Origin of the sequence: Bradyrhizobium amphicarpaeae, from assembly GCF_002266435.3 — a bacterium.
Taxonomy (GTDB): Bacteria; Pseudomonadota; Alphaproteobacteria; order Rhizobiales; family Xanthobacteraceae; genus Bradyrhizobium; species Bradyrhizobium amphicarpaeae.
Genome location: NZ_CP029426.2, coordinates 3382264 through 3404035, shown reverse-complemented (window position 1 = coordinate 3404035; position 21772 = coordinate 3382264). Strand labels below are relative to the sequence as shown.

Here is a 21772-nt window from a genome sequence, read left to right as displayed (position 1 = left end):
ACGCAAAACCTCGCTGCAATCTTCGGGAGGTCACGATGCTCACACGACGTCAGTTCGGCTCATCAACACTGGCGGTGGCCGGAAGTCTTGTCCTGCCGGGCGTCTCAGGCGCCGCGTCAGGTGGAACCGCATCGCTGATCGAAGCCATCAAACAGTTGGAGCTGAAGAGTGGCGGCCGGCTCGGCGTGTCCGTTCTCGATACAATGACCGGCGTTCCGATCCATCACAAGGGAGACGAACGCTTTCCCATGTGCAGCACGTTCAAGGTCCTGGCCTCCGCGGCAATCCTCAAAGCCGCGGGCAGCAAGCTGGAAGCGCTTGAACGACGCGTTCGTATCGAACAGGCCGATCTCGTCGAGTACTCGCCCGTCACCCGCGAGCACATCGGCGGAGAAGGAATGACACTCCGCGAGCTCTGCGACGCGGCCATCACCCGGAGCGACAACACGGCCGGTAACGCGCTTCTGAAGAATATCGGCGGTCCAGCCGGCTTGACCAGCTTTGCGCGGAGCCTCGGCGACGACATCACGAGATTGGACCGGACTGAAACCGAATTGAACGAGGCCAAGCCCGGCGATCCTCGCGACACCACGACTCCAAATGCGATGGCCGCCAACTACCGACGCTTGCTGCTCGGTGACGTCCTGCTTCCGGAAGGGCGTGATCAACTCGGCCAATGGCTCATCGCCAACAAGACCGGGGATACTCGTTTACGCGCCGGGCTGCCGCAAGGCTGGCGGGTTGGCGACAAGACCGGAGCAGGTGAAAATGGCACTGCCAATGACGTCGCGATCGTCTGGCCGCCCAAGCGTTCGCCGCTCATCATCGCAGTCTACCTCACCGGCGCATCGCTCGACCCAAATGGTCGGAATGACGTGATCGCATCGGTCGGTCGGGAGGTCGGCAAGGCCTTCGGCTGACGATCGTGTGCCCGTCCTACCCCGCCCGCGCCGCGCGCCGCAGCGCCTGCGGCGGCTGGCCGAAGGCGCGGATGAAGGCGCGGCGCATCCGCTCGGGATCGCCGAAGCCGGTCGCCTCTGCGACCAGCTCGATCGCCTCGCGCGAGGACTGCACGCGCTCGCGCGCGACTTCGAGCCGGAGCCGCTCGATCGCCTTCGACGGCGTCGTGCCGGTCTCGGCGGCGAAGGCGCGGGCAAAATGCCGCGCGCTCATGCCGGCGCGATCGGCGAGGTCCTCCACGGTCAGCGGCGCGTCGAGATTTTCGCGCGCCCAGGACAACAGCGCGCCGAAGCGGCCGTTCGGCGTCTTCAGCTCCAGCAGTGAGGAGAACTGCGACTGGCCTCCGCTGCGGCGGTGGTAGAGCACGAGGTGCCGCGCCGCCTCTTGCGCGACCTCCTCGCCATGATCCTCCGTCACCATCGCGAGCGCCAGATCGATGCCCGCGGTGATGCCGGCCGAGGTCCAGACATTGCCGTCGCGGGTGAAGATCTGGTCCGGCTCGAACTTCACTTTCGGATAGCGCGCGACGAAATCGCGCGTTCGTCCCCAATGCGTGGTGGCGCGGCGGCCGTCGAGCAGCCCCGCCTCGGCGAGCACATAGGCGCCCGAGCAGACGCTCGCGACACGCACACCGCGCCGCGCCAGCCTTTGCACGAAGGCGCGCGTGATCTCGCAGCGCGCGGCGTCCGCTACGCCCGCGCCGCCCGCAATCAACAGCGTCGTGATCGCATTCGCCGACTTGAAATCACGCGCCATCATCTCGACGCCCGACGAGCTGCGCACCAGTCCCGCGCTCGCGGCCACCACGCGGAGCGCAAGCGGCTTGCCTGTGCAGCGCGCCGCGACCTCGAACACCGAGATCGGGCCGGCCGCATCGAGCAGCTGGAAATCCGGGAAAATCAGGATGCCGATCATAGCCAGTGTCCGAAATAGAGGGAATTACGCCATTTCAGACAAGACCGCACCATGCCAGTCTTCGCCCGTCAAGCTCATCTTTGGAGGACCTGCCGATGTCGTCACCGCTCCAGATCGGTCTTCTGGTGTTTCCGCGCGTCACCCAGCTCGACTTCACCGGCCCCTTGCAGGTTTTCGCGATGGTTCCGGGGGCACAGCTGCACCTGATCTGGAAACGGATCGAACCGGTGCCGAGCGATTCGGTGCTGACGCTGACGCCGACCACGACGTTCACAGACTGCCCGCAGCTCGACGTGATCTGCGTGCCCGGCGGCGCCGGCACCAACGATTTGCTCAATGACCAGGAGGTGCTGGATTTCCTGCGCAAGCAGGCCGAAGGCGCGAAGTACGTCACCTCGGTCTGCACGGGGTCGCTGGCGCTCGGCGCTGCCGGCCTGCTCAAGGGCTACCGCGCCGCCACCCATTGGAGTGCGATGGAGATGCTGAGCCAATTCGGCGCAACGCCGACGAAGACGCGCGTCTGCGTCGACCGCAACCGCATCACCGGCGGCGGCGTCACCGCAGGAATCGATTTCGCGCTGACACTGGTGTCGATGCTGATCGATCGCACCACGGCGGAAGCAATCCAGCTCCAGATGGAATACAATCCCGCCCCTCCCTTCAATTCGGGCTCGCCCGATACGGCGCCTGCTGAAGTGCTGGCCTTGCTGAGAGAGCGCGGCGCGCAAAACCAGGCGCGGAGGCTCGAAGCGGTCAAGCGCGCGGCGGAGCGGGTGAACTAGCTCCTCCTCTCATGTCCCGGACGCGCTGCAGCGTGCAACGCTGCTGCGCAGAGCCGGGACCCAGCAGGCCCACACAGCTTGCTGCAATATGGGCCCCGGCTCTGCAGCGCATCACTTCGCGCTGCGCCGCGTCCGGGGCACGTGACCTTCGTGCCGGTCCCCAACAGAAAAAGGCCGCTCGGTTTCCCAAGCGGCCTTTCCTGTCTTACGGCGGCTGCACATTCCATCGGGCGATTTCGGAACTTCCAGACCGGGGGCCTATCTCCCGATCGAGTCCTGGTCGGCGGCCGCTGCATTTCGGGACAGTCGCGAACTGTTGCCCGAACCGAACGCGATGGTCTCCCATCTCCGTAAGATGGTGTCATTGAGCCGCATCGCTCGCGCGACCGCAACGTCCGCGCCGACGCCGTCCCCGCTGTTCCCGTTGTCCACAGCATGGTGAGGCGGATGCGGGTGCATCCAACCGAACGATCGAGATTGATGGCGGACGGAAAGCCTAGCCCGGCGTCCAGGGCTGATAATCGCCGGTCGCCTTCGGCCGCTTGCCGCTGGCCAGGGTCGACCCCGAGGGCCGATAGGCCTGTGCCGTGCCGGTGAGATTCGGCTGGTGCGGCTTTTCCCACTCGCGCGGCTTGTAGTTGTCCTGCGTCGGCGGCACATCGACGGTATGATGCATCCAGCCGTGCCAGGCCGGCGGGATCCGGCTGGCTTCGGCATAGCCGTTATAGACCACCCAGCGCCGCTCGAAGCCGAGCGTCGGATCGACCACGCCGCCGCGGGTGCGATAGTAGAGATTGCCCTGCTCGTCCTGGCCGACCAGCTCGCCGTATCGCCTGGTCCAGAGCTGGGTGCCAAAAGTCTGGCCATTCCACCAGGTGAAGAACTTGAGGAAGAACTGTTTCATGCGGCAAGGGCCCTGCTTCGTCGGGTCCTGATGCCATCCGGGCGGCGAAATGTCCAGTTCGGCGGGAGCGGCGGTCCCCTCCGCATGCGCGGCCCTCGCGCCCAAGGTTGCCGCAAATCGGACGCGATCCGTTCATGCCGGGTACAGCGGCCATGCGCGAGGCTTCCGTTCACGCGCAAACCGGCGTGATCCCAGGAACCCCTGTCCCTTCACAGGGTTTGCTTCCGGGAAAAGGAGTTCACTCATGAAAAGTCTGAAAATTTTGAGTGCCGCTGCGGCGGTAGCATTGGTTCTGCCGCTGGCGACGCCGAGCTTCGCGCAGGGTCACGGTGGTCGTGGTGGCGGCGGTGGCGGCGCACATTTCGGTGGTGGTGGCGGTGGCGCTCACTTCGGTGGCGGCGGCGCCCGCATGGGCGGCGGCGGCTTCGGTGGCGGAGCGCGGATGGGTGGCGGTGGCGCCGCGTTCCATGGCGGTGGCGGCGCTTTGGCGGCCCGCCCGAGCGGCGGCACGTCCTTCACCGGCGGCGCAGCCCGTAACTTCGCGGCCGCCAGCGGCGGCACCTGGCAGGGTCGCGGTGGCAATTGGAGCGGTCGCGGCGGCAATTGGAACGGCGGCGGCTGGCACCATCATCGTCACGGCGGCGGCGGCTTCTGGCCCGGCGTCGCGGCGGGTGCCGCTATCGGCGGAATTGGCTCCTACGCCTATTATGGCGGCGGCGGCTATTACGGCGACCCCTACTACGATGGCGACAGCTACTATGACGAGCCGTCGGTAGCGGTCGTTCCCGATAGCGGCGACGATTCCGTGGCCTATTGCTCGCAACGTTTCAAGTCATATGACCCGGCTTCGGGCACCTATCTCGGCTATGACGGCCAGCGTCACCCCTGTCCGTAAGCACTCCAGTCACGCTTGAAGGAAGGCGTCGCATCGCTGCGACGCCTTTTTTCGCATCCCGGGCGCCTCGGCGATTTCGCCCGCATCGGGCCCGTCGCCGGCAACGATGCTTACAAGTCGATATAACCGGACCTCTATTCACCGCACCGTGCATATCTACCCTGATCCAATCCAAAATTGACCCGAGGCACGATTCGCGGATATCACCACCGACGATGGGGATTTCGATTACTGGGAAGTGTCATGCCGCGTATTCTCGTGGTTGATGACGATCCGATGGTCGGCGCGACCATCGAGGTCCTCCTCCAACGTCAGGGCTTCGACGTCACGCTGGCCGACGGTGGCGAAACGGGGTTGGCTGCGCTGGAAGGACAGGCCTTTGAGGTCATGCTCGTAGATATCTTCATGCCGCATATGCGCGGCTTCGAGTCCATCCGCATCTTTCACGAGCGCGCGCCGGCTACTCCGCTGATTGCGATGTCCGGCTACGCCTTCGCATCGTCCGCCTCGCCCTCTCCCGATTTTCTCCGCATGGCGCTGGAGCTCGGCGCCACGCGCTGCCTGCGCAAGCCGTTCACGCCGGAAGCGCTGCTGACCACGATCCGGGAATGCCTCGCCGGTCCGGGCGAAGGCGCACAGGCGAAGGACAAGAAAGAAGCCCCTTGATCCCAACGCAGCGCGTCATTCTCGGTGCTGGACTTGCCATCCTCCTGATCATCACCGCAGCCTCGATCGCCCTCGACGTCAAGTCGCGGTCCGACGCGGCCTGGGTCCATCAGACCGTCCGGGTACAGAAGAAGATCTCCGATCTGCGCGTGCTGCTGCGCCGCGCCGAGAGCGCCGCGCGCGGCTACGAACTCTACCGCAGCCCGGCCTTCAGCGCCGAATTACAGGCCGTACAAGCCCAGATCGCGCCGGCCCTCGCCGAGCTCAAGCGCGGCGTGCGCGACAATCCGGATCAGGTCAAGCTGCTGGAGGGCACCGAACCGCTGGCCCTGCGCCGGGTCGAGATCGCGGCCGAGGCGATGCGCCTTCGCGCGGCGGGCGACGAGGCCGGCATAGCCGCGCTCAACGGCAAGGCCGAGGGCCGCGGCCTGATGGACGCCGTGATGGGCAACCTCGACCATCTGAGCGCGGAGGAGGACCGCGTGCTCGCCGCGCGCTCCGAGGATTCGCGCCGCACCGGCATCGTGCTGCTCGGCATCGACGTCGCCGGCGCCCTGCTGATCCTGCTGCTGGTCGCGCTGATGATGCGCGAGAGCCGGCGCGCGACGGTACAGCTCGAGAGCACGCTGAGCGAGACCACGGCCGCCAAGCACGCGCTCGAAGCGGCGGTGGCCGAGCGCACCGAACACCTCGTCAACGCGCATGACGAACTGCGCCTGTCGGTCAACGTGCTCCAGAGCACGTTTCACAGCATGGCGGAGGCGGTGCTGGTCATCGACGCCGAGGGCAACGTCCTGCTGTCCAATCCGGCCGCGGAGCGCATGCTGCTGCATCGCACCGGCATGAACCTGCGCAATCTGCGCGCGCTGTCGGATGTGTTTCACGGCGACGGCGTCACGCCGCTCAAGGCCGACGAGCTGCCCTCGGTGCGCGTGCTGCGCGGCGAGAAGTTCGAGGACATGGAGATGATCGTCCGCCCGCACAGCGGCAATCCTTCGCGTCATCTCATGATCAGCGGCCGGCCGATGCTGGACGGGCAAGGCAACATTTCCGGCGCGGTGCTGGTCTATCACGACGCGACCATGTCGCGCGAGACCGAGCGGCAGCTGTACCAGTCGCAGAAGCTGGATGCGATCGGCAAGCTGACCGGCGGCGTCGCACACGACTTCAACAACATGCTGACCGTGATCTCCGGCAACACCGAGACGCTGGTGGCGAGCCTGAAAGAGCAGCCCGAGCTGCAGCGCGTGGCGAGGCTGATCGACGAGGCCGCCGAGCGCTGCGCCGAGCTGATCCAGCATCTGCTCGCCTTCGCGCGCAGGCAGCCGCTGCAGCCGCGCAACGTCGAGATCAACGCCGCGATCGCCGACATCGCAAAACTCCTGCGCCCCACCCTCGGCGAGCAGATCCAGATCGAGACCGTGCTGGAACAGGGGCCGATGACCGCGCATATCGATCCGTCCCGGCTCACCAATGCCGTGCTCAACATGGCGATCAACGCGCGCGACGCGATGCCGAACGGCGGCAAGCTGCTGCTGGAGACCCACCGCGTCGTGCTGGACGAGGCCTATGCGCAGGCTCACGCGGACGTGGTGGCAGGCCCCTACGTGATGCTCGCCGTCAGCGACACCGGCACCGGCATGTCGCCCGATACCCAGCAGAAGGCGTTCGAGCCGTTCTTCACCACCAAGGAGGTCGGCAAGGGATCGGGCCTCGGCCTCTCCATGGTCTACGGCTTCGTCAAGCAGTCCGGCGGCCACATCAAGATCTACAGCGAGGAAAGCCACGGCACCACGATCAAGCTCTATCTGCCGCCGGGCGATGGCATGGCGGACGTGGCCGCGACCGGCGCGCCGCAGATTGAAGGCGGTGCCGAGACCATCTTCGTCGTCGAGGACGATAGCCTCGTGCGCAGCTTCGTCACCGCGCAATTGCAGAGCCTTGGCTACAAGACGATTGCCGCCCCCGACGGAAAGACCGCACTGGAACTGATCGCGGCCGGCCAGCCATTCGATCTCCTCTTCACCGACGTCGTCATCCCCGGCGGCATGAGCGGGCGCGAGCTCGCCGACGAGGTGGCGAAGCTGCGGCCGGGCGTGAAGGTGCTCTACACCTCCGGCTACACCGACAACGCCATCGTCCATCACGGCAAGCTCGACGACGGCGTGATGCTGCTGACCAAGCCGTATCGGAGAAACCAGCTCGCGGAGATGATCAGGAAGGCGCTTGCCGGGGGGGTGGCTAGCGCGTCGCCAGCACCACCGCCGCCAGCGTGAAGATCAGCGCGGCGATCTGGCCCGGCCCCAGCGGCTCGTGCAGGGCCATCGCCGAGGCGACCACGCCGATCACAGGCACGGCCATGGTGCCGATCGCGGCGACCGAGGCCGGCAGGCGGGCCAGCGCTGCAAACCAGCTGACATAGGCGATGCAGAACTGGACCACGGTCGAGTAGACCAGCAGCCACCAGCCGAGCGGCGTCACGTTGGAGAGGTGCGTGGTCTCGACCATGAGGCCAATGATCGAGATCGGCAGGCAGCCGATCCCGATCTGCCAGGCCGCGGCCGTGATCGGCGGCAGATGGATCGGGTATTTCTTCGAGAACACCGTGCCCACCGCGAAACCGAGCGCGCCGGCGAGCGCCATGATGATTCCAGGCAGCTTCTCGACGCTGGCGGCGATGCCGTTGCCGCCCATGATCGAGGCAAGCCCGACGAAGGCCATCACCAGCCCCAGCGTGCGCAGCAGAGTCGGGCGCTCGCCCAGCACCGGCCAGGCGATGATCGAGGCCCAGACCGGCATGGTGTAGGCGATCAGCGCCGCCTCGCTCGCCGGGAGCCAGAGCAGCGCCAGGCCCATCAGCACCATCCAGCCGGTGACGTTGAGCACGGCGGCGGTGAGCAGGCGCGGCCAGATCGCGGGGTCCACCTTGAGGCTCTGCCGGCGGAGGACCGCCAGCGCCGCCAGCAGCACCGCCCCGAGCACGCCGGTCACCCCGCGCAGCGTCAGCGGCGGCAGCTCGGAGAGCAGGAATTTGGTCACCGGCCAATTGAAGCCCCAGCCGATCGAGGTGATGGCAAGGAACATCAGGCCGGCCGGGGCGATGCGCGGCCGCGCATCCCGGCGAGTCGAATCAAACATGAAGGGTACCCGGCAAAATCGTTGGTCAGCTTGGCGCGGATTCGCACGCCAAACCACCACCCCGGCGGGCATGCCTGCCCTCACCTTCCGTAGGGCTACGTGAGTCCTGCTGACGCAATCCCTTCGCCCAAAAATATACCTGCCCTGTGAACAGCGGGATGAAGCATCCGCAGCACCACGGAATGCGAATTTTTTCGGTTGGGAATCTCTGAGGACTCACTGATACTTGCCTCCACAACAGGCGCGGGCTTGCCCCCTGTTATCCCCCGCAATCCACCATATTTAGTATTTGATTCAGGAACTCGCACTAGTTCTTGACGGGCGCAATGGAGAGTCCTAGTTTTCGATCCGTTCGGCGCGAGTGAGTTTGCGTCCCGCCGGCACTCCCCCAAAGGGTTCCGCAAATCTCATCTCCGCCAGCCAGCCGAAGGCTGCGGAATGAGGGCTTGTCTGCCCGCGATAAGCGGACTTTTCGGGCGCCAGAACGGGCCGGCAACAGGCTCGGATGGCATCGATAGAAGTTGTGATGGTGTGGGGCGTTGAACGCTTGTCGCGCGCATCCCGTTGGGGCGGATGGGCGTGGACATGCCGGCGGATGATCGATGCAGGCATCGAGGAGTCGCGTCGGGAGAACAAGGGCCGGGTCCACCGGCTGAACTGCGATGCCTTCCGGCCGATGGCCAAAAGGGCGCCGCGAAACGAAACGTCGACCCGGCACGCCTGAACGGAGGCGGGACCGGTCAGAGAATAGGACGGGGCAATACGATGCGGATTGAGCGGCGCCACACCACGGTAGGACAGTCACCTTACGCGGGAATCGATTTCCGCCAGACCATTTCGGAGATCAGGAATCCCGACGGCTCGGTCGTGTTCAAGCTGGACGGCGTCGAGGTGCCGACCGCGTGGTCGCAGGTCGCCTCCGACGTGTTGGCCCAGAAGTATTTCCGCAAAGCGGGCGTCGCCGCGCGCCTGAAGAAGGTCGAGGAGGAATCCGTCCCCTCCTTCCTGTGGCGCTCCGTGCCCGACACCGACGCCCTCGCCCTCCTGCCCGAGAAGGAGCGCTATGTCAGCGAGCTCTCGGCCAAGCAGGTGTTCGACCGCCTCGCCGGCTGCTGGACCTATTGGGGCTGGAAGGGCAAGTATTTCTCGACCGACGAGGACGCGCAGGCCTTCTACGACGAGCTCCGCTACATGCTCGCGATGCAGATGGTCGCGCCGAACTCGCCGCAATGGTTCAACACCGGACTTCATTGGGCCTACGGCATCGACGGCCCCGGCCAGGGCCACTATTACGTCGACCCCTTCACCGGCAAGCTGACCCGCTCGAAATCGTCCTACGAGCACCCGCAGCCGCACGCCTGCTTCATCCAGGGCGTCGGTGACGACCTCGTCAACGAGGGCGGCATCATGGACCTCTGGGTCCGCGAAGCGCGCCTGTTCAAATACGGCTCCGGCACCGGCTCCAACTTCTCGCGCCTGCGCGGCGAAGGCGAACGCCTCTCCGGCGGCGGCCGCTCGTCCGGCCTGATGAGCTTCCTCAAGATCGGCGACCGCGCAGCCGGCGCGATCAAGTCGGGCGGCACCACGCGCCGCGCGGCCAAGATGGTCGTCGTCGACGTCGATCACCCCGACATCGAGACCTATATCGACTGGAAGGTGAAGGAGGAGCAGAAGGTCGCCGCCCTCGTCACCGGATCCAAGATCAACCAGAAGCACCTCAAGGCGGTGCTGAAGGCCTGCGTCAATTGCGAAGGCTCGGGCGACGACTGCTTCGACCCCGAGAAGAACCCGGCGCTGCGCCGCGAGATCAAGCTCGCGCGCCGCAGCCTCGTGCCCGACAATTACATCAAGCGTGTCATCCAGTTCGCCAAGCAGGGCTACAAGGACATCCAGTTCGACGTCTACGACACCGACTGGGACAGCGAAGCCTATCTCACCGTCTCCGGCCAGAACTCCAACAACTCGGTCTCGCTGAAGGACGACTTCCTGCGCGCGGTCGAGACCGACGGCGAATGGAATCTGGTCGGACGCACCACCAAGAAGATCACCAAGACGCTGAAGGCGCGCGACCTCTGGGAGAAGATCGGCCACGCCGCCTGGGCCTCGGCCGATCCCGGCCTGCACTTCAACACCACCATGAACGACTGGCACACCTGCAAGGCGTCCGGCGACATCCGCGCCTCCAATCCGTGCTCGGAATACATGTTCCTGGACGACACCGCGTGCAATCTCGCCTCCGCCAATTTGCTGACGTTCTACGACATCGAGGCCAAGCGCTTCGACGTCGAGGGCTATGAGCATCTCTGCCGGCTCTGGACAATCGTGCTCGAAATCTCGGTGATGATGGCGCAGTTCCCGTCGAAGGCGATCGCCGAGCTCTCCTACGAGTTCCGCACGCTCGGCCTCGGCTACGCCAATATCGGCGGCCTGCTGATGACCATGGGCCTGCCCTATGACAGCAAGGAAGGCCGCGCGATCGCCGGCGCGCTCACCGCCGTCATGACCGGCATCACCTACAAGACCTCCGCCGAGATGGCCGCCGAGCTCGGCACCTTCCCCGGCTACAAGAAGAACGCCGCGCACATGCTGCGCGTCATCCGCAACCACCGCCGCGCCGCCCACGGCCAGTCCAACGGCTATGAGGCGCTCAGCGTCAATCCGGTGCCGATGGACCTGGTGTCCTGCCCGCAGACCGACCTCGTCACCCATGCGCAGGCGGCCTGGGATGCGGCGCTCGAGCTCGGCGAGCAGCACGGCTATCGCAACGCCCAGACCACGGTGATCGCGCCGACCGGCACGATCGGCCTCGTGATGGATTGCGACACCACCGGCATCGAGCCCGATTTCGCGCTGGTGAAGTTCAAGAAGCTCGCCGGCGGCGGCTACTTCAAGATCATCAACCGCGCGGTCCCCGCGGCGCTCCGCGCGCTCGGCTATCGCGAAGCCGATATCGCGGAGATCGAGGCCTACGCCGTCGGCCACGGCTCGCTCTCCAACGCGCCCGGCATCAACGCCTCGACGCTGAAGTCCAAGGGCTTCACCGATGAGGCCATCGCCAAGGTCGAGAAGGCGCTGCCGACCGCCTTCGACATCAAGTTCGCCTTCAACAAATGGACCTTCGGCGAAGACTTCATCCGCGACCAGCTCGGCATCGGCGCCGAGGCGATCGCGGCCCCCGGCTTCGACCTGCTCCAGGCCGTCGGCTTCACCAAGCGCGAGATCGAGGCAGCCAACGTCCACATCTGCGGCGCGATGACGGTGGAAGGTGCCCCGCACCTCAAGGCCGAGCACTACGCGGTGTTCGACTGCGCCAACCCCTGCGGCAAGATCGGCAAGCGCTATCTGTCGGTCGAGAGCCACATCCGCATGATGGCGGCGGCCCAGCCCTTCATCTCGGGTGCGATCTCCAAGACCATCAACATGCCGAACGACGCCACGGTGGAGGACTGCAAGTCCGCCTACATGCTGTCGTGGAAGCTGGCGCTGAAAGCCAACGCGCTCTATCGCGACGGCTCGAAGCTCAGCCAGCCGCTCAACTCGCAGCTCATCAGCGATGATGAGGACGAGGACGATGCGGTTGAGAGCCTCTACGAGAAGCCGATGGCGGCGCGCGCCGCCCACGTCTCGGAGAAGATCGTCGAGAAGCTGGTCGAGCGCATCATCGTGATGCGCGAGCGCGAGAAGATGCCGGATCGCCGCAAGGGCTACACCCAGAAGGCGGTCGTCGGCGGCCACAAGGTCTATCTGCGAACCGGCGAATATGACGACGGCCGTCTCGGCGAGATTTTCATCGACATGCACAAGGAAGGCGCCGCACTCCGCTCCTTCATCAACAACTTCGCCATCGCGGTATCGCTCGGCCTGCAATACGGCGTGCCGCTCGAGGAATATGTCGACGCCTTCACCTTCACCCGCTTCGAGCCGGCGGGCCCCGTGCAGGGCAACGACAGCATCAAGTATGCGACATCGATCCTCGACTATGTCTTCCGCGAATTGGCGGTGAGCTACATGTCGCGCTTCGACCTCGCCCATGTCGATCCGACCGAGTCGAACTTCGACGCGCTCGGCAAGGGCGTCGAGGAAGGCAAGGAGCCGGAGGAGCCGAACCAGCAGGCCAACAGGCTGGTCTCGCGCGGCCTCACCCGCTCCCGCACGGACAATCTGTTCGTGATGCGCGGCGGCTCGGCCGCGGTCTCGTCCGGCAATGACAGCGCGCCCTCAGGCGGCAGCAAGGTCACCGCGCTGGCCGGCCACGGCGCGAGCGCCCGGGTCGGCGACGTCCTGGAAGGCGCCGTCGCGCTGAAGCAGGAAGTCCAGCACGACCTCTCGCCGACGGAGAAACTGGAAGCCCTGCAATGGAGCAAGGCCGGCAGCGCCGCGGTTGCGGTCCCCAGCAAGGCCGAGCGCCGCGCTGAGGCCAAGGCCAAGGGCTACGAGGGCGAGATGTGCTCGGAGTGCGGCAACTTCACGCTGGTGCGGAATGGGACCTGTATGAAGTGCGATACGTGCGGCAGCACGACGGGATGTTCTTAGAGGGCCGCAGGCTACGACAAGATGTGGCCCGAACCTTGACGCCAGCATTCATAGGAGGGCGACCGAAAGGTCGCTCTTTGTTGCAATGCAACTTCTTTGCTCTTTGCACCAACGAAGCTCCGACGAGACTTCGCTTGATCTGATTAGGGTGCAACCATAAGATGAACCGTAAATTTATCGATCCTTTATTCTTTACCTAAGATTTACGTACCGCGCGGCTCCGACCCAGGCTTAGCTGAATGCAAGCTTCCCCAATATGGAAGGCGCTCGTCCCGCTGTTCGCGCGAATGGCAGGACCGGTACGCGAACACGAAGTTCTTCGAGTTGCCGCGACAATAGGTACGCGGAAACAGAAGCCCGCCAATGCGGCACGCCAAGAAGTTCTTGCCTGGGCACAGAGGAGATCTGGCGGACGCCTCCCTCAAGAAGCGTGGCAACATCGCGATTTTGAGTATTTCTCAGGCGGCAGAAACAGCATTGGCGTTCGAATCCAAACTGAGCAAGCGGACGTCTGGGCGATTCGTGCCGAAGATCCGGACAAGCAGATACCCGGACGTATATGGACTACGGAAGTAGTTGTTGGAACACTCGCTGACCAAGCTCCACGCTTCAGCCTTAGACTTCTCGCCAGCACGTCTGAAGACGAACTAGACATCGAACCTCATGTCCCCGGTCTAGTTCAACAAGTCGCTGAACACTGCGGGCTTGCCCGCGGATGCAATGTCCTGGCGGCGACCCCTAGAGTTATCCGATCGTATGAAGAGGCTGATGATCTCTGCGACCAAATGGTGGATCAAAATCGCAAACTGCCTTTGTTCGTACTAACGGTACCGGAAGCTGGCACCAACGAAGAAGAACCTCTGCTAGACGCCGATAGTCTAGCCCGGGCAACGCTTGGCATAGCTATCGTTGTAGTCGTGCCGGCTCCTTTCACTTGGGGAATAACTGATCGATTTGGCAAACAACGCTCTGTGTTCGGCGGCGCGGTCAGAGTTTATCTTCCCGGATTTGCCGAAGATGCTAGCCCCTACAACCATAGGCTTGTGATCGCAGACCACCTAGCCACACAGGACGGGCCTGCACAATGCGCAAGGTGGATACGAACTCTCGCTGCATACGAAAGCGTGCGTCGCACGCTCCTTGGAGACGAGGTATTAGCTTTCGCAGCAATCCGCAGCTCGCGCCTGAAACAAAGGCAGCAAGAACTAGCTAATGAGGGAGCGAGTGACGTCGAACAACTGAAAGCAGCCGAGCTTCGGATCGCGACCCTCGAAAAGCAGGTTGAGGAAGAAAGAGCGGCTCAAGAATATTATGCCAGCGAACACGATCGGGCGGAGCAGAGAGCTGAGGCAGCAGAAGAACAACAACGTGCCTCAGCATTTCGGGTGCAGCAACTACTTTCCCAAATTGAGCAGCAAGGCGAGAAAGCCGATGCCACACTCTCTCTTCCTGACTCGTGGGCCGATTTTGCAAACTGGTGCGATTCCAATCTCGCGGGGCGCGTCGTTCTAAGCCCCGTTGCGCGTCGTGCAGTAAAGTCTCCTGAGTTCACTGATTTTTCACTGGCTGCGAACTGCCTCCTTTGGCTCGCCAATGAAGGGCGTAATTCGCGAATAAGCGGCGGTGACGGCTCAATTAGGGAGGAACCTGTTAGCGACGGAGTGCGCAATGCTCATTGCGGTAAAGATAGCTTCGATTTTAGTTGGCAGGGCAACCAATACACGGCGGATTGGCACATTAAGAACGGGGGAAATACGCGCGATCCCAGCCGGTGCCTTCGCATCTACTATGCTTGGGACGGCTCGACCCAACAAATGATCGTCGCTGACATGCCCTATCATCGAAGGACGGGCGCCACGTAGCCGCAGGATGGTTTGAGCCCTTTTCGAAATCTATCTTCCCCAGGATTGTTGATGGGTTTTGCAAGGGCTCACCCAGGAGCTGACGCAGGACAATGAAGACAGCAAAGCTAACGATAAAGAATTACCGCGGCTTCTCAGATCAAGCGCGCGCGGTGATTGAAATCGGACACGGCTTGACTGCGCTAGTCGGCCCGAATAACGCGGGTAAATCGGCATTGAAGTTACTTATTTTCGAGTTGCGCGAATTGTTCGACGTATTGATTCGGCCACCTACACTTGATCCGAGCCTGGGGGCCGGGGTAAACGGAAGTCAGATAAACATCAGCTATCCTGGGACATCGGATCCCGCGGAGCTTTTCAACAACTCGAACGATCGAAACCTCAGCATCGAACTTGAAGTAATCAATCCCAGCAACGTCTCAGAAGGCATCGATGCTGAGCCCGGGACAATCGTCCACCACATGCATCGTCTACGCCTTACTGCTCATCGGTCAGCCCCAACCACGTGGTGGCTTCGGGCCTACTCTCTCGAATCTCCCGATGCACCTGTAGAAGCTCCTAGTGGCTTTGTCGGAGAACAGTCGACCGGGCTATTTCTTGCTAATGGTCAACCTAGGACGCTCTTCGACTTCCAGGACCTACGCGAAATCTTAAGCGTTTTCAGAAACGCCAAATACTACGGCGCATTCCGAAATGCCCTCAACCAAGGGTCGGCTAGCTACTATGACTTCCAGATCGGCACCGGCTTCATCAACCTCTGGAACAATTGGAAGACAGGTGGGTCGAAAGCAAATGCTCGCGCGATCACGAAAATAACGGAAGAGATTCGGCGCCTCTTTCAGTTTGAACAATTGGAGATCAATGCTTCAGTACCGCTCGAGACTCTGCTGGCTACTATCAATGGCAACCAGTACCGCCTTGGTGAATTGGGATCTGGCATCAGCCAGTTTGTTATGGTGCTCGGCAATGCCGCGACATCGAAGCCATCGATCATCCTAATAGATGAACCTGAGACCAATCTGCATCCCGCGTTGCAGATGGATTTTTTGCTCACGCTTGCACAGTACGCCGCGGTCGGATGCCTGTTTTCAACCCACTCGATTGGCTTAGCTCGTTCCGTCGCGAATCGCATTTACTCAATTCAAAAAGAAGAACGAGGGCCTGTTATCCGTCCTTTTGAAGCCACTTCAAACTACTCGGAGTTTTTAGGAGAACTCAGCTTTTCTGCTTTTAAGGATATGGGGTGCGACCGAATTTTGTTGGTTGAAGGGGTAAACGATGTCAAAGCCGTGCAGCAGCTGTTGCGCCTCTTCGGCAAGGAACACACTACTGTGATCTTGCCCTTGGGCGGGGATCAGCTCGTTGCAGGTGGACGAGAGCAAGAGTTACAAGAGTTGAAGCGACTTTCGAACAACATATTCGCACTAGTGGACAGCGAGCGACCGCACGAAGCGGCCCCACCAGCCCAGCGACGCATTGCATTTCAAGACATCTGCCAAAAGGTTGGATTTGAAGTCTGCGTCACAGAGCTGCGCGCTCTTGAAAACTATTTTCCTGATCATGCTATCAAGTCGGCATTAGGCGACAGTTTTGAGGTCCTTCAGCCGTTTGAGCGTTTGGCCGATCACCCGAACGGTTGGAGCAAGGCTGACAATTGGAAGATCGCTCACTACATCGCCAAGAGCGATATAGCCGACCTCGATCTCGGAATATTCCTCAATCGAATTTGAGCGATCCGCGAGCTTACTAGGGGTTTCATTAGAGGCTCATTCAATACCCCGCGCGCCGAATTGCCTTTGCGGTCGATCCCTTTCCCCTTAAACTCCTGACCTCACCGGCATGAGTTCCAACGGCCCCGGTAGAAGCGGAGTCGAGTTATGCCCCCACCGGAAAGCTTCCCGATCGAGACGATCTTCGTTCCCACGAAAATCAAGAAGACCCTCAAGCCCGAGATCGTCGCGGAGATCGCGGAAAGCATGCTGGACATCGGGCAGCAGACCCCCATTTCCGTTCGAATGGACGGAGACCGCCTCGTTCTGGTCGAGGGACTGCATCGGTTAGAGGCCTGCAAGGCGCTCGGCGAGACGACCATTCTCGGCGTCCTGGTTCCGGCCGAGATGGCTCAACCCAAGCCGCTGCTCGCCGAGCGACCCGAAGTCGAGGCGGAGCGCATCAAGATGGCGCGATTGAAGCAGTTGCGGCTGGAGAAGGAAGCCGCGGAGGCGGCGACGGCTGGCTCGAGAGGCAACGCAACGCAAGCGCCGCGCGCAGGTTCGACGAAAGGCCTGCGCGACAATGCGAAGGCATCCCCCGTCCGGATGGTGAAAGCGAAACCAAAATCATTGTCGGACTGGATCACTCAGCAGAAGGGCACCGGCAGCCGCTATTGAGCCGCCGTCATTCCGGGGCGCGCGAAGCGCGAGCCCGGAATCCATTGCGCCTCGTGTCGTGCCGCCCGATGGATTCCGGGCTCGCGCCCAAGCGGGCGCGCCCCGGAATGACGGTGGGTTCTGCTGCCCTTCCCCTTGGCCAGTTGTCACCGCGTGACGGCCGCAATCGCCGGGATTGCGGCCGTCACTCTTCACTGATCTGTCTGCGTCTCACGCCGCCTTCGCCTGCTCCGGCGTGGCCGTCTCCATCGCGCGCATGTAGAGGTCGAGCAGGCTCTCGCGCTCGTCGCGCTCGTTCTTGTCTTCCTTGCGCAGCTTGATGATCTCCTTGAGGATCTTCACGTCGAAGCCATCGCCCTTGGCTTCCGCGAAGACTTCCTTCTTCTGTTCGCTCAACTCCTGCATTTCGCTGTCGAGGTTCTCGATCCGCTCGACGAACGAACGGATCTTGCCGCCGGGAATGGTGATGTCGGACATGGTACCTCCTCGCTGACTGAGGTCGCGAAAATGACCGTAAAGATATAACCAATGTGTTAACCGCGCCGCCGCGCATGAGACCTTTCCCCTGCGGCCATCCTTCGAGACGCCCGCTTAGGCGGGCTCCTCAGGATGAGGACTGAATGCGTGTCTACTGATGAATACGTGGCTACAGTTTCAACAGGCACTGACGCCCATTGGCCTCATCCTGAGGAGGCGCGTGAGCGCCGTCTCGAAGGACGAGGCGTGCGCGCAGGCCTCCCGCAACAAGTCCTATACGATCCCTTCCGCGGCAATCTCGACGCGACGCTGCGCCTGCCCCGTCCTTCTGCGCGTTTTATCATCGCTGCCGCGCCACAACTTTGTGCGCGACATGGCTGGAAACAGTCTGGCGCAATGATCTATGTGTTGGCCACGCGGCCTGGTGGATCGACACCGCGCGTCGTGATCAACGACGCGACATCGCAGGTTGCGTTCAAGGGCGCGTGGGATGACGCGCGAGGAATGGAGCAAGCGAAAATGCTTGAGCAGGATTACGACACCATCGTCATCGGCGGCGGTTCCGCCGGCGCCACCTTGGCGGCGCGGCTCAGCGAAAACCCCTCGCATCGCGTGCTGCTGCTCGAGGCGGGGCAGGATCTGCGCACGGCGACCACGCCGGAGCATATCCGCATCCCGAACCCGATGCGCGCCATCGGCGATGACGACTTCCGCTGGCCGAACCTGCTCGCGCGGCGCACCGAGCGGCAAGAGCCGCTGCTGCTCTGGCGCGGCCGTGCCATGGGCGGCAGCTCGACCATCAACGGCCAGATCGCGATCCGCGCCGTTCCCGATGATCTCGATCGCTGGGCGGAGGCAGGCTGCACCGGCTGGTCATGGGACGAGATGCTGCCCTTCTTCTGCAAGCTCGAGACCGACAAGAATTTCCCCGAGGCCGCCTGGCACGGCGACCGCGGTCCGATCCCGGTGTATCGCGCGCCGATTCCGGATTGGGGCAATGTCGACCGGGCGCTGCGATCGTCGGCGCTGGCGCTGGGCTATGGCTGGTGCGAGGACCACAACGCGCCTGAGGGCACCGGCGTCTCGCCTTATGCGATCAACAGCGAAGCGGGCCTGCGCATCTCCACCAATGACGGCTATCTGGAGCCGGCGCGCGGCCGCGCCAATCTCACCATCGTCGGCAACGCACTGGTCGACACCATCGTGTTCGAGGGCAACCGGCTGCATGCCAGCGGCGTCCGGGTCCGCGTCAACGGCCAGTCCTATACGCCGCGCGCCGCGCGTGAGGTGATCCTCTGCGCCGGCGCGATCCATTCGCCGGCGATCCTGCAACGCTCCGGCATCGGCCCCGCCGCGCTGCTGGAGCGGCTCGGCATCGCGGTCCGCGCCGACCTGCCGGTCGGCGAGAACCTGCTGGATCATCCGATCGTCAACGCGCTGCTGCATCTGCGCGACGACCGCCAGGTCTCGACGCTGATGCACCGGCACACCAATTGCTGCCTGCGCTATTCGTCGGGGCTTGCGGGCGCCGGCGACAACGACATGATCATGATCGCAGGTAACCTCGCCCGCACGCCGCAAGCGCTGGCCGTGGTCTCGCTGGGACGCATCGCGGTCTCCGTCTATCAGGCCTTTAGCCAGGGCAGCGTCCGCATCACCACCACCGACCCCGAAGTCGATCCTGCGGTCGAGGAACGGATGCTGTCCGACCCGCGCGATCTCGAGAGGATGCGCGACGGCGTCCGCCGCCTGCGCGAAATCTGCCTGCAGCCTGCCGTGACCGACATCGCCTCCCGCGTCGATTACGGCAACAGCGGACACTCCATGGACGCGCCTTTCAGCGACGCCGAGCTTGATGACTGGCTGTTCGCCGAGTGCAGCGATGCCCAGCATGCCAGCGGCACCTGCCGCATGGGCGCGGCCTCCGATCCGCGCTCCGTCGTCGATCCCGAGTGCCGGGTGATCGGCTACACGGGCCTGCGGGTGGTCGATGCCTCGATCATGCCGGAAGTGCCGCGCGCCAATACGCACCTGACCACGGTCGCCATCGCCGAGCGGATGGCTGAGCGGTTGAGGAAAACGTCGATTTCGTAGGGTGGTTTTGCGCCGCGTAATCCACTTCGTCTGTCTCTGCGCTTTCAGGAACTTGCGGCGGTCATTTGATTTGTATGATCATGCGCAACGTTCCCGTTCTGATCATCATTCTCGCCAGCATCGCTCTCGGTGCAGCCGGCCTGTTCTTGCTGCCGGCCAAGGAGGCCGACGCCCGGCGGACCGTCACCACCGAGCAGGCCGCGGCCGACGCCGGCGCCGTGGTGTTGCCGACCGACCCCAGGCTTCGCATCGAGCCGAAATAGGGCGATGAGCGAGGATGTGCGCTGGATGGCGGAGGCCTTGCGCGTGGCGAGCGCTGACGGCACCGATCCCGCGCTGAGCCCGATCGGCTGCGTCATCGTGCTGGACGGGCGCGTGCTCGCGGCCGAGCGCAATCATGTCGCCGAGCATCACGACGCCGTCGCCCATGCCGAGATCGAGGCGATCCGGGCCGCCGGCGCCTCGTTCGAGAACGGCGAGATCCGCGGCGCCACGCTCTACACCACCCTGCAGCCCTGCGGCATGTGCACCATGGCGTCGATCTGGTCGAAGGTCTCGCGCATCGTCTACGGCGCCGGCCGCGAGGACGTCCACAAGATGTATTTCGAGGCGCGCCAGGTCGATACGCTCGACTTCGTCGCCAAGGCCTATCGCGACGATCTCAGCATCGAAGGCGGCGTGCTGCGCGAGGAATGCGCCCGGCTCTATTACCGCCCCTGGGACAGGGTGCCGGAGAGCGAGCAAGGCAACATCTGAGGGCGGACGCTTGTAGCCCGGATGAGTGGTAGGGTGGGCAAAGGCGCCCTTGCGCCGTGCCCACGATCTCTGCGATCCGGCCAAAGACACGTGGGCACGCTTCGCCTTGCCCACCCTACGAATTGTCGCTTCCTACCACCAATACGGCCAGCGCCATCCCTCGTAGCGCACATAGGACGGCACCAGCGGCGGGCCGTAGGGATCGACCTTGTCGTCCTCGGGGCGGTAGCGATAGCGCGGAACGACGTTGTAATCCCACGGCGTCGGCCTCAGCACGGGCGCCGTGACGATCAGGCGCTCCTGGGGTGCGCGAACGACGACGGCTTTCCGCGTCCGGGCTTCAGCACCCGATGTTGCCAGGCTGCCCAGCACCAGGGCGGTTCCGAGCGCGCAGGCGGCGGTGATTTTTGTCATGCATTGGTCTCCTTCGCGGCGAGAGTGCAAAAGGACTCGGACCAAGGCAAGCAAATTTCGCGCGAGCTTGCTGGGATGACCGCTGACGAATTTGGCGCTCCGACCTCTCCGCCGTCATTGCGAGGAGCCCTTGCGACGAAGCAATCCAGAATCCTTCGGTGGAGGCAGCCTGGATTGCTTCGCTACGCTCGCAATGACGGGGATAGAGCGGCGCGCTCGGATGTAGCCCGGATGAGCGTAGCGATATCCGGGAATCATCCGGCAACGAAGTCCCGGATGTCGCTACGCTCATCCGGGCTACGAAGCCCTACCCCGCATCAACCTCCTCCGGCACCGGCCCCGCCACGAGCCCGTCTAGACCGACCATCAGCAGATCTGCGATATGCATCAGCTGGTACAGCGGAATGTCCGCCTCGCCCTGCTCGGCCTGGCCTACGAAAGCCGGCGTGACGCCAATGCGCTCGGCGAGCTGGGCTCGCGTATAGCCGCGGGTCTCGCGTGCGGCCTTGACGCGCGCGCCGATGCCGAGGCGGTGCCTTGCCTGCTCGTCCGCGGTCATCATCGCGGCCTGCTCGTCCGGGCTCGCATAGCCGTCCGCGAACGCGCTGCCGATCAGCCGCTCCTTGCGCCAGGCGACCCGGCAACCCTTGCGCAGGCCGCTCGAAAACACCAGCGTGAACGCGTCGGCAACCCATGCCGAGCTGTTCAGCGCCAGACGCGCGCCGGTGGCGGAGACGTCGCGGATCGTGCAGGGCACGCTGACGATGCTGCCGGCGCCGTTGTCGAACTCGACGAGGCCGGTCCGCAGCGTGTGGCGCCTGGCTGCGGCGCGATGATCGCTCATGGTGCTTGCGCTCCCGGTCGATGCGGCAGCGTCGAACAGCCTCTCCGCCCTCGCCGCCATCACAGCGAAAACTACCGCGCGGAGCTTTTCCGGAGCTGCTGATCGTCCGGCGGCTCAGCCACAACTGCAGGCCGCGGCAAAG

At 63.6% G+C, this 21772-nt stretch carries 18 protein-coding genes; 12 read left to right on the top strand and 6 right to left on the bottom strand.

Annotated features, from left to right (window positions below; genetic code table 11):
- Positions 1 to 35 precede the first annotated feature (35 nt).
- Positions 36 to 920, top strand: coding sequence for a class A beta-lactamase (gene bla / locus CIT40_RS15720; protein ID WP_094896858.1), 885 nt, complete (start codon positions 36 to 38; stop codon positions 918 to 920).
- A gap of 16 nt (positions 921 to 936) precedes the next feature.
- Here the strand turns inward: bla and CIT40_RS15715 are convergent, their stop codons facing one another.
- Entirely contained in the window at positions 937 to 1875 is a 939-nt protein-coding gene (locus tag CIT40_RS15715; RefSeq protein WP_094896857.1) for a GlxA family transcriptional regulator, read from the bottom strand.
- Between the two features lie 95 nt (positions 1876 to 1970).
- Between CIT40_RS15715 and CIT40_RS15710 the strand changes: the two genes are divergently transcribed.
- Positions 1971 to 2657 carry a DJ-1/PfpI family protein gene (locus CIT40_RS15710; RefSeq protein WP_094897083.1) on the top strand — a complete coding sequence of 229 codons (687 nt, stop codon included), beginning with the start codon at positions 1971 to 1973 and terminating at the stop codon, positions 2655 to 2657.
- A gap of 496 nt (positions 2658 to 3153) precedes the next feature.
- Here CIT40_RS15710 and CIT40_RS15705 read toward each other — a convergent pair whose 3' ends face one another.
- The gene (locus tag CIT40_RS15705) at positions 3154 to 3561 is read right to left on the bottom strand and encodes an NADH:ubiquinone oxidoreductase subunit NDUFA12 (protein WP_094896856.1); all 408 of its coding nucleotides are present in this window, start codon (positions 3559 to 3561) and stop codon (positions 3154 to 3156) included.
- 244 nt (positions 3562 to 3805) lie between these two features.
- On the opposite strand from CIT40_RS15705, the gene CIT40_RS15700 reads away from it, so the two are divergent.
- The 3 genes from CIT40_RS15700 to CIT40_RS15690 all read left to right on the top strand — a co-directional run bounded on the left by CIT40_RS15700 (position 3806) and on the right by CIT40_RS15690 (position 7398).
- Positions 3806 to 4456: a BA14K family protein gene (locus tag CIT40_RS15700; protein WP_094896855.1), complete on the top strand. Its 651-nt coding sequence runs from the start codon at positions 3806 to 3808 to the stop codon at positions 4454 to 4456.
- A gap of 243 nt (positions 4457 to 4699) precedes the next feature.
- Positions 4700 to 5122 carry a response regulator gene (locus tag CIT40_RS15695; RefSeq protein ID WP_094896854.1) on the top strand — a complete coding sequence of 141 codons (423 nt, stop codon included), beginning with the start codon at positions 4700 to 4702 and terminating at the stop codon, positions 5120 to 5122.
- Positions 5119 to 7398 carry a CHASE3 domain-containing protein gene (locus CIT40_RS15690; RefSeq protein WP_094896853.1) on the top strand — a complete coding sequence of 760 codons (2280 nt, stop codon included), beginning with the start codon at positions 5119 to 5121 and terminating at the stop codon, positions 7396 to 7398. The genes CIT40_RS15695 and CIT40_RS15690 overlap by 4 nt, the downstream gene beginning before the upstream one ends.
- On the opposite strand, the gene CIT40_RS15685 is transcribed toward CIT40_RS15690, so the two are convergent.
- Positions 7364 to 8260, bottom strand: a complete 897-nt coding sequence (locus CIT40_RS15685) for a DMT family transporter (protein WP_094896852.1) — start codon at positions 8258 to 8260, stop codon at positions 7364 to 7366. The genes CIT40_RS15690 and CIT40_RS15685 overlap by 35 nt on opposite strands.
- Positions 8261 to 9025: 765 nt before the next feature.
- Here CIT40_RS15685 and CIT40_RS15680 point away from each other — a divergent pair.
- The 4 genes from CIT40_RS15680 (at position 9026) to CIT40_RS15665 (ending at position 17045) form a co-directional block, all read left to right on the top strand.
- Positions 9026 to 12793 (top strand): vitamin B12-dependent ribonucleotide reductase, encoded by a 3768-nt coding sequence (locus tag CIT40_RS15680; RefSeq protein WP_094896850.1) that lies wholly within the window; start codon positions 9026 to 9028, stop codon positions 12791 to 12793.
- 239 nt (positions 12794 to 13032) lie between these two features.
- Positions 13033 to 14655, top strand: coding sequence for a hypothetical protein (locus CIT40_RS15675; RefSeq protein ID WP_148667201.1), 1623 nt, complete (start codon positions 13033 to 13035; stop codon positions 14653 to 14655).
- A gap of 92 nt (positions 14656 to 14747) precedes the next feature.
- Positions 14748 to 16385, top strand: a complete 1638-nt coding sequence (locus CIT40_RS15670) for an ATP-dependent nuclease (RefSeq protein WP_094896849.1) — start codon at positions 14748 to 14750, stop codon at positions 16383 to 16385.
- A 147-nt stretch (positions 16386 to 16532) separates the two neighbouring features.
- Positions 16533 to 17045 carry a ParB N-terminal domain-containing protein gene (locus tag CIT40_RS15665; RefSeq protein ID WP_094896848.1) on the top strand — a complete coding sequence of 171 codons (513 nt, stop codon included), beginning with the start codon at positions 16533 to 16535 and terminating at the stop codon, positions 17043 to 17045.
- 210 nt (positions 17046 to 17255) lie between these two features.
- On the opposite strand, the gene CIT40_RS15660 is transcribed toward CIT40_RS15665, so the two are convergent.
- Positions 17256 to 17522: a DUF2312 domain-containing protein gene (locus CIT40_RS15660; RefSeq protein WP_094896847.1), complete on the bottom strand. Its 267-nt coding sequence runs from the start codon at positions 17520 to 17522 to the stop codon at positions 17256 to 17258.
- A 519-nt stretch (positions 17523 to 18041) separates the two neighbouring features.
- Between CIT40_RS15660 and CIT40_RS15655 the strand changes: the two genes are divergently transcribed.
- The 3 genes from CIT40_RS15655 (at position 18042) to CIT40_RS15645 (ending at position 20372) form a co-directional block, all read left to right on the top strand.
- The gene (locus tag CIT40_RS15655; protein ID WP_094897080.1) at positions 18042 to 19616 is read left to right on the top strand and encodes a GMC family oxidoreductase; all 1575 of its coding nucleotides are present in this window, start codon (positions 18042 to 18044) and stop codon (positions 19614 to 19616) included.
- 80 nt (positions 19617 to 19696) lie between these two features.
- On the top strand, positions 19697 to 19879 hold the full coding sequence (locus tag CIT40_RS15650; protein ID WP_148667200.1) for a hypothetical protein: 183 nt from the start codon (positions 19697 to 19699) through the stop codon (positions 19877 to 19879).
- 4 nt (positions 19880 to 19883) lie between these two features.
- Positions 19884 to 20372, top strand: a complete 489-nt coding sequence (locus tag CIT40_RS15645; protein WP_094896844.1) for a nucleoside deaminase — start codon at positions 19884 to 19886, stop codon at positions 20370 to 20372.
- Positions 20373 to 20504: 132 nt separating this feature from the next.
- Here CIT40_RS15645 and CIT40_RS15640 read toward each other — a convergent pair whose 3' ends face one another.
- Both CIT40_RS15640 and CIT40_RS15635 read right to left on the bottom strand, forming a co-directional pair.
- Positions 20505 to 20786 carry a hypothetical protein gene (locus CIT40_RS15640; RefSeq protein ID WP_094896843.1) on the bottom strand — a complete coding sequence of 94 codons (282 nt, stop codon included), beginning with the start codon at positions 20784 to 20786 and terminating at the stop codon, positions 20505 to 20507.
- Between the two features lie 307 nt (positions 20787 to 21093).
- A complete protein-coding gene (locus CIT40_RS15635; protein ID WP_094897078.1) occupies positions 21094 to 21630 on the bottom strand; it encodes a helix-turn-helix domain-containing protein in 537 nt (178 codons plus the stop codon).
- Positions 21631 to 21772: the final 142 nt, after the last annotated feature.

Bases quoted from the DNA above. Each gene is read 5' to 3' on its own strand.
- bla (WP_094896858.1), top strand. From the start codon at position 36: ATGCTCACACGACGTCAGTTCGGCTCATCAACACTGGCGGTGGCCGGA.
- CIT40_RS15715 (WP_094896857.1), bottom strand. From the start codon at position 1,875: ATGATCGGCATCCTGATTTTCCCGGATTTCCAGCTGCTCGATGCGGCC.
- CIT40_RS15710 (WP_094897083.1), top strand. From the start codon at position 1,971: ATGTCGTCACCGCTCCAGATCGGTCTTCTGGTGTTTCCGCGCGTCACC.
- CIT40_RS15705 (WP_094896856.1), bottom strand. From the start codon at position 3,561: ATGAAACAGTTCTTCCTCAAGTTCTTCACCTGGTGGAATGGCCAGACT.
- CIT40_RS15700 (WP_094896855.1), top strand. From the start codon at position 3,806: ATGAAAAGTCTGAAAATTTTGAGTGCCGCTGCGGCGGTAGCATTGGTT.
- CIT40_RS15695 (WP_094896854.1), top strand. From the start codon at position 4,700: ATGCCGCGTATTCTCGTGGTTGATGACGATCCGATGGTCGGCGCGACC.
- CIT40_RS15685 (WP_094896852.1), bottom strand. From the start codon at position 8,260: ATGTTTGATTCGACTCGCCGGGATGCGCGGCCGCGCATCGCCCCGGCC.
- CIT40_RS15680 (WP_094896850.1), top strand. From the start codon at position 9,026: ATGCGGATTGAGCGGCGCCACACCACGGTAGGACAGTCACCTTACGCG.
- CIT40_RS15675 (WP_148667201.1), top strand. From the start codon at position 13,033: ATGCAAGCTTCCCCAATATGGAAGGCGCTCGTCCCGCTGTTCGCGCGA.
- CIT40_RS15670 (WP_094896849.1), top strand. From the start codon at position 14,748: ATGAAGACAGCAAAGCTAACGATAAAGAATTACCGCGGCTTCTCAGAT.
- CIT40_RS15665 (WP_094896848.1), top strand. From the start codon at position 16,533: ATGCCCCCACCGGAAAGCTTCCCGATCGAGACGATCTTCGTTCCCACG.
- CIT40_RS15660 (WP_094896847.1), bottom strand. From the start codon at position 17,522: ATGTCCGACATCACCATTCCCGGCGGCAAGATCCGTTCGTTCGTCGAG.
- CIT40_RS15655 (WP_094897080.1), top strand. From the start codon at position 18,042: ATGCTTGAGCAGGATTACGACACCATCGTCATCGGCGGCGGTTCCGCC.
- CIT40_RS15650 (WP_148667200.1), top strand. From the start codon at position 19,697: ATGCGCAACGTTCCCGTTCTGATCATCATTCTCGCCAGCATCGCTCTC.
- CIT40_RS15645 (WP_094896844.1), top strand. From the start codon at position 19,884: ATGAGCGAGGATGTGCGCTGGATGGCGGAGGCCTTGCGCGTGGCGAGC.
- CIT40_RS15640 (WP_094896843.1), bottom strand. From the start codon at position 20,786: ATGACAAAAATCACCGCCGCCTGCGCGCTCGGAACCGCCCTGGTGCTG.
- CIT40_RS15635 (WP_094897078.1), bottom strand. From the start codon at position 21,630: ATGAGCGATCATCGCGCCGCAGCCAGGCGCCACACGCTGCGGACCGGC.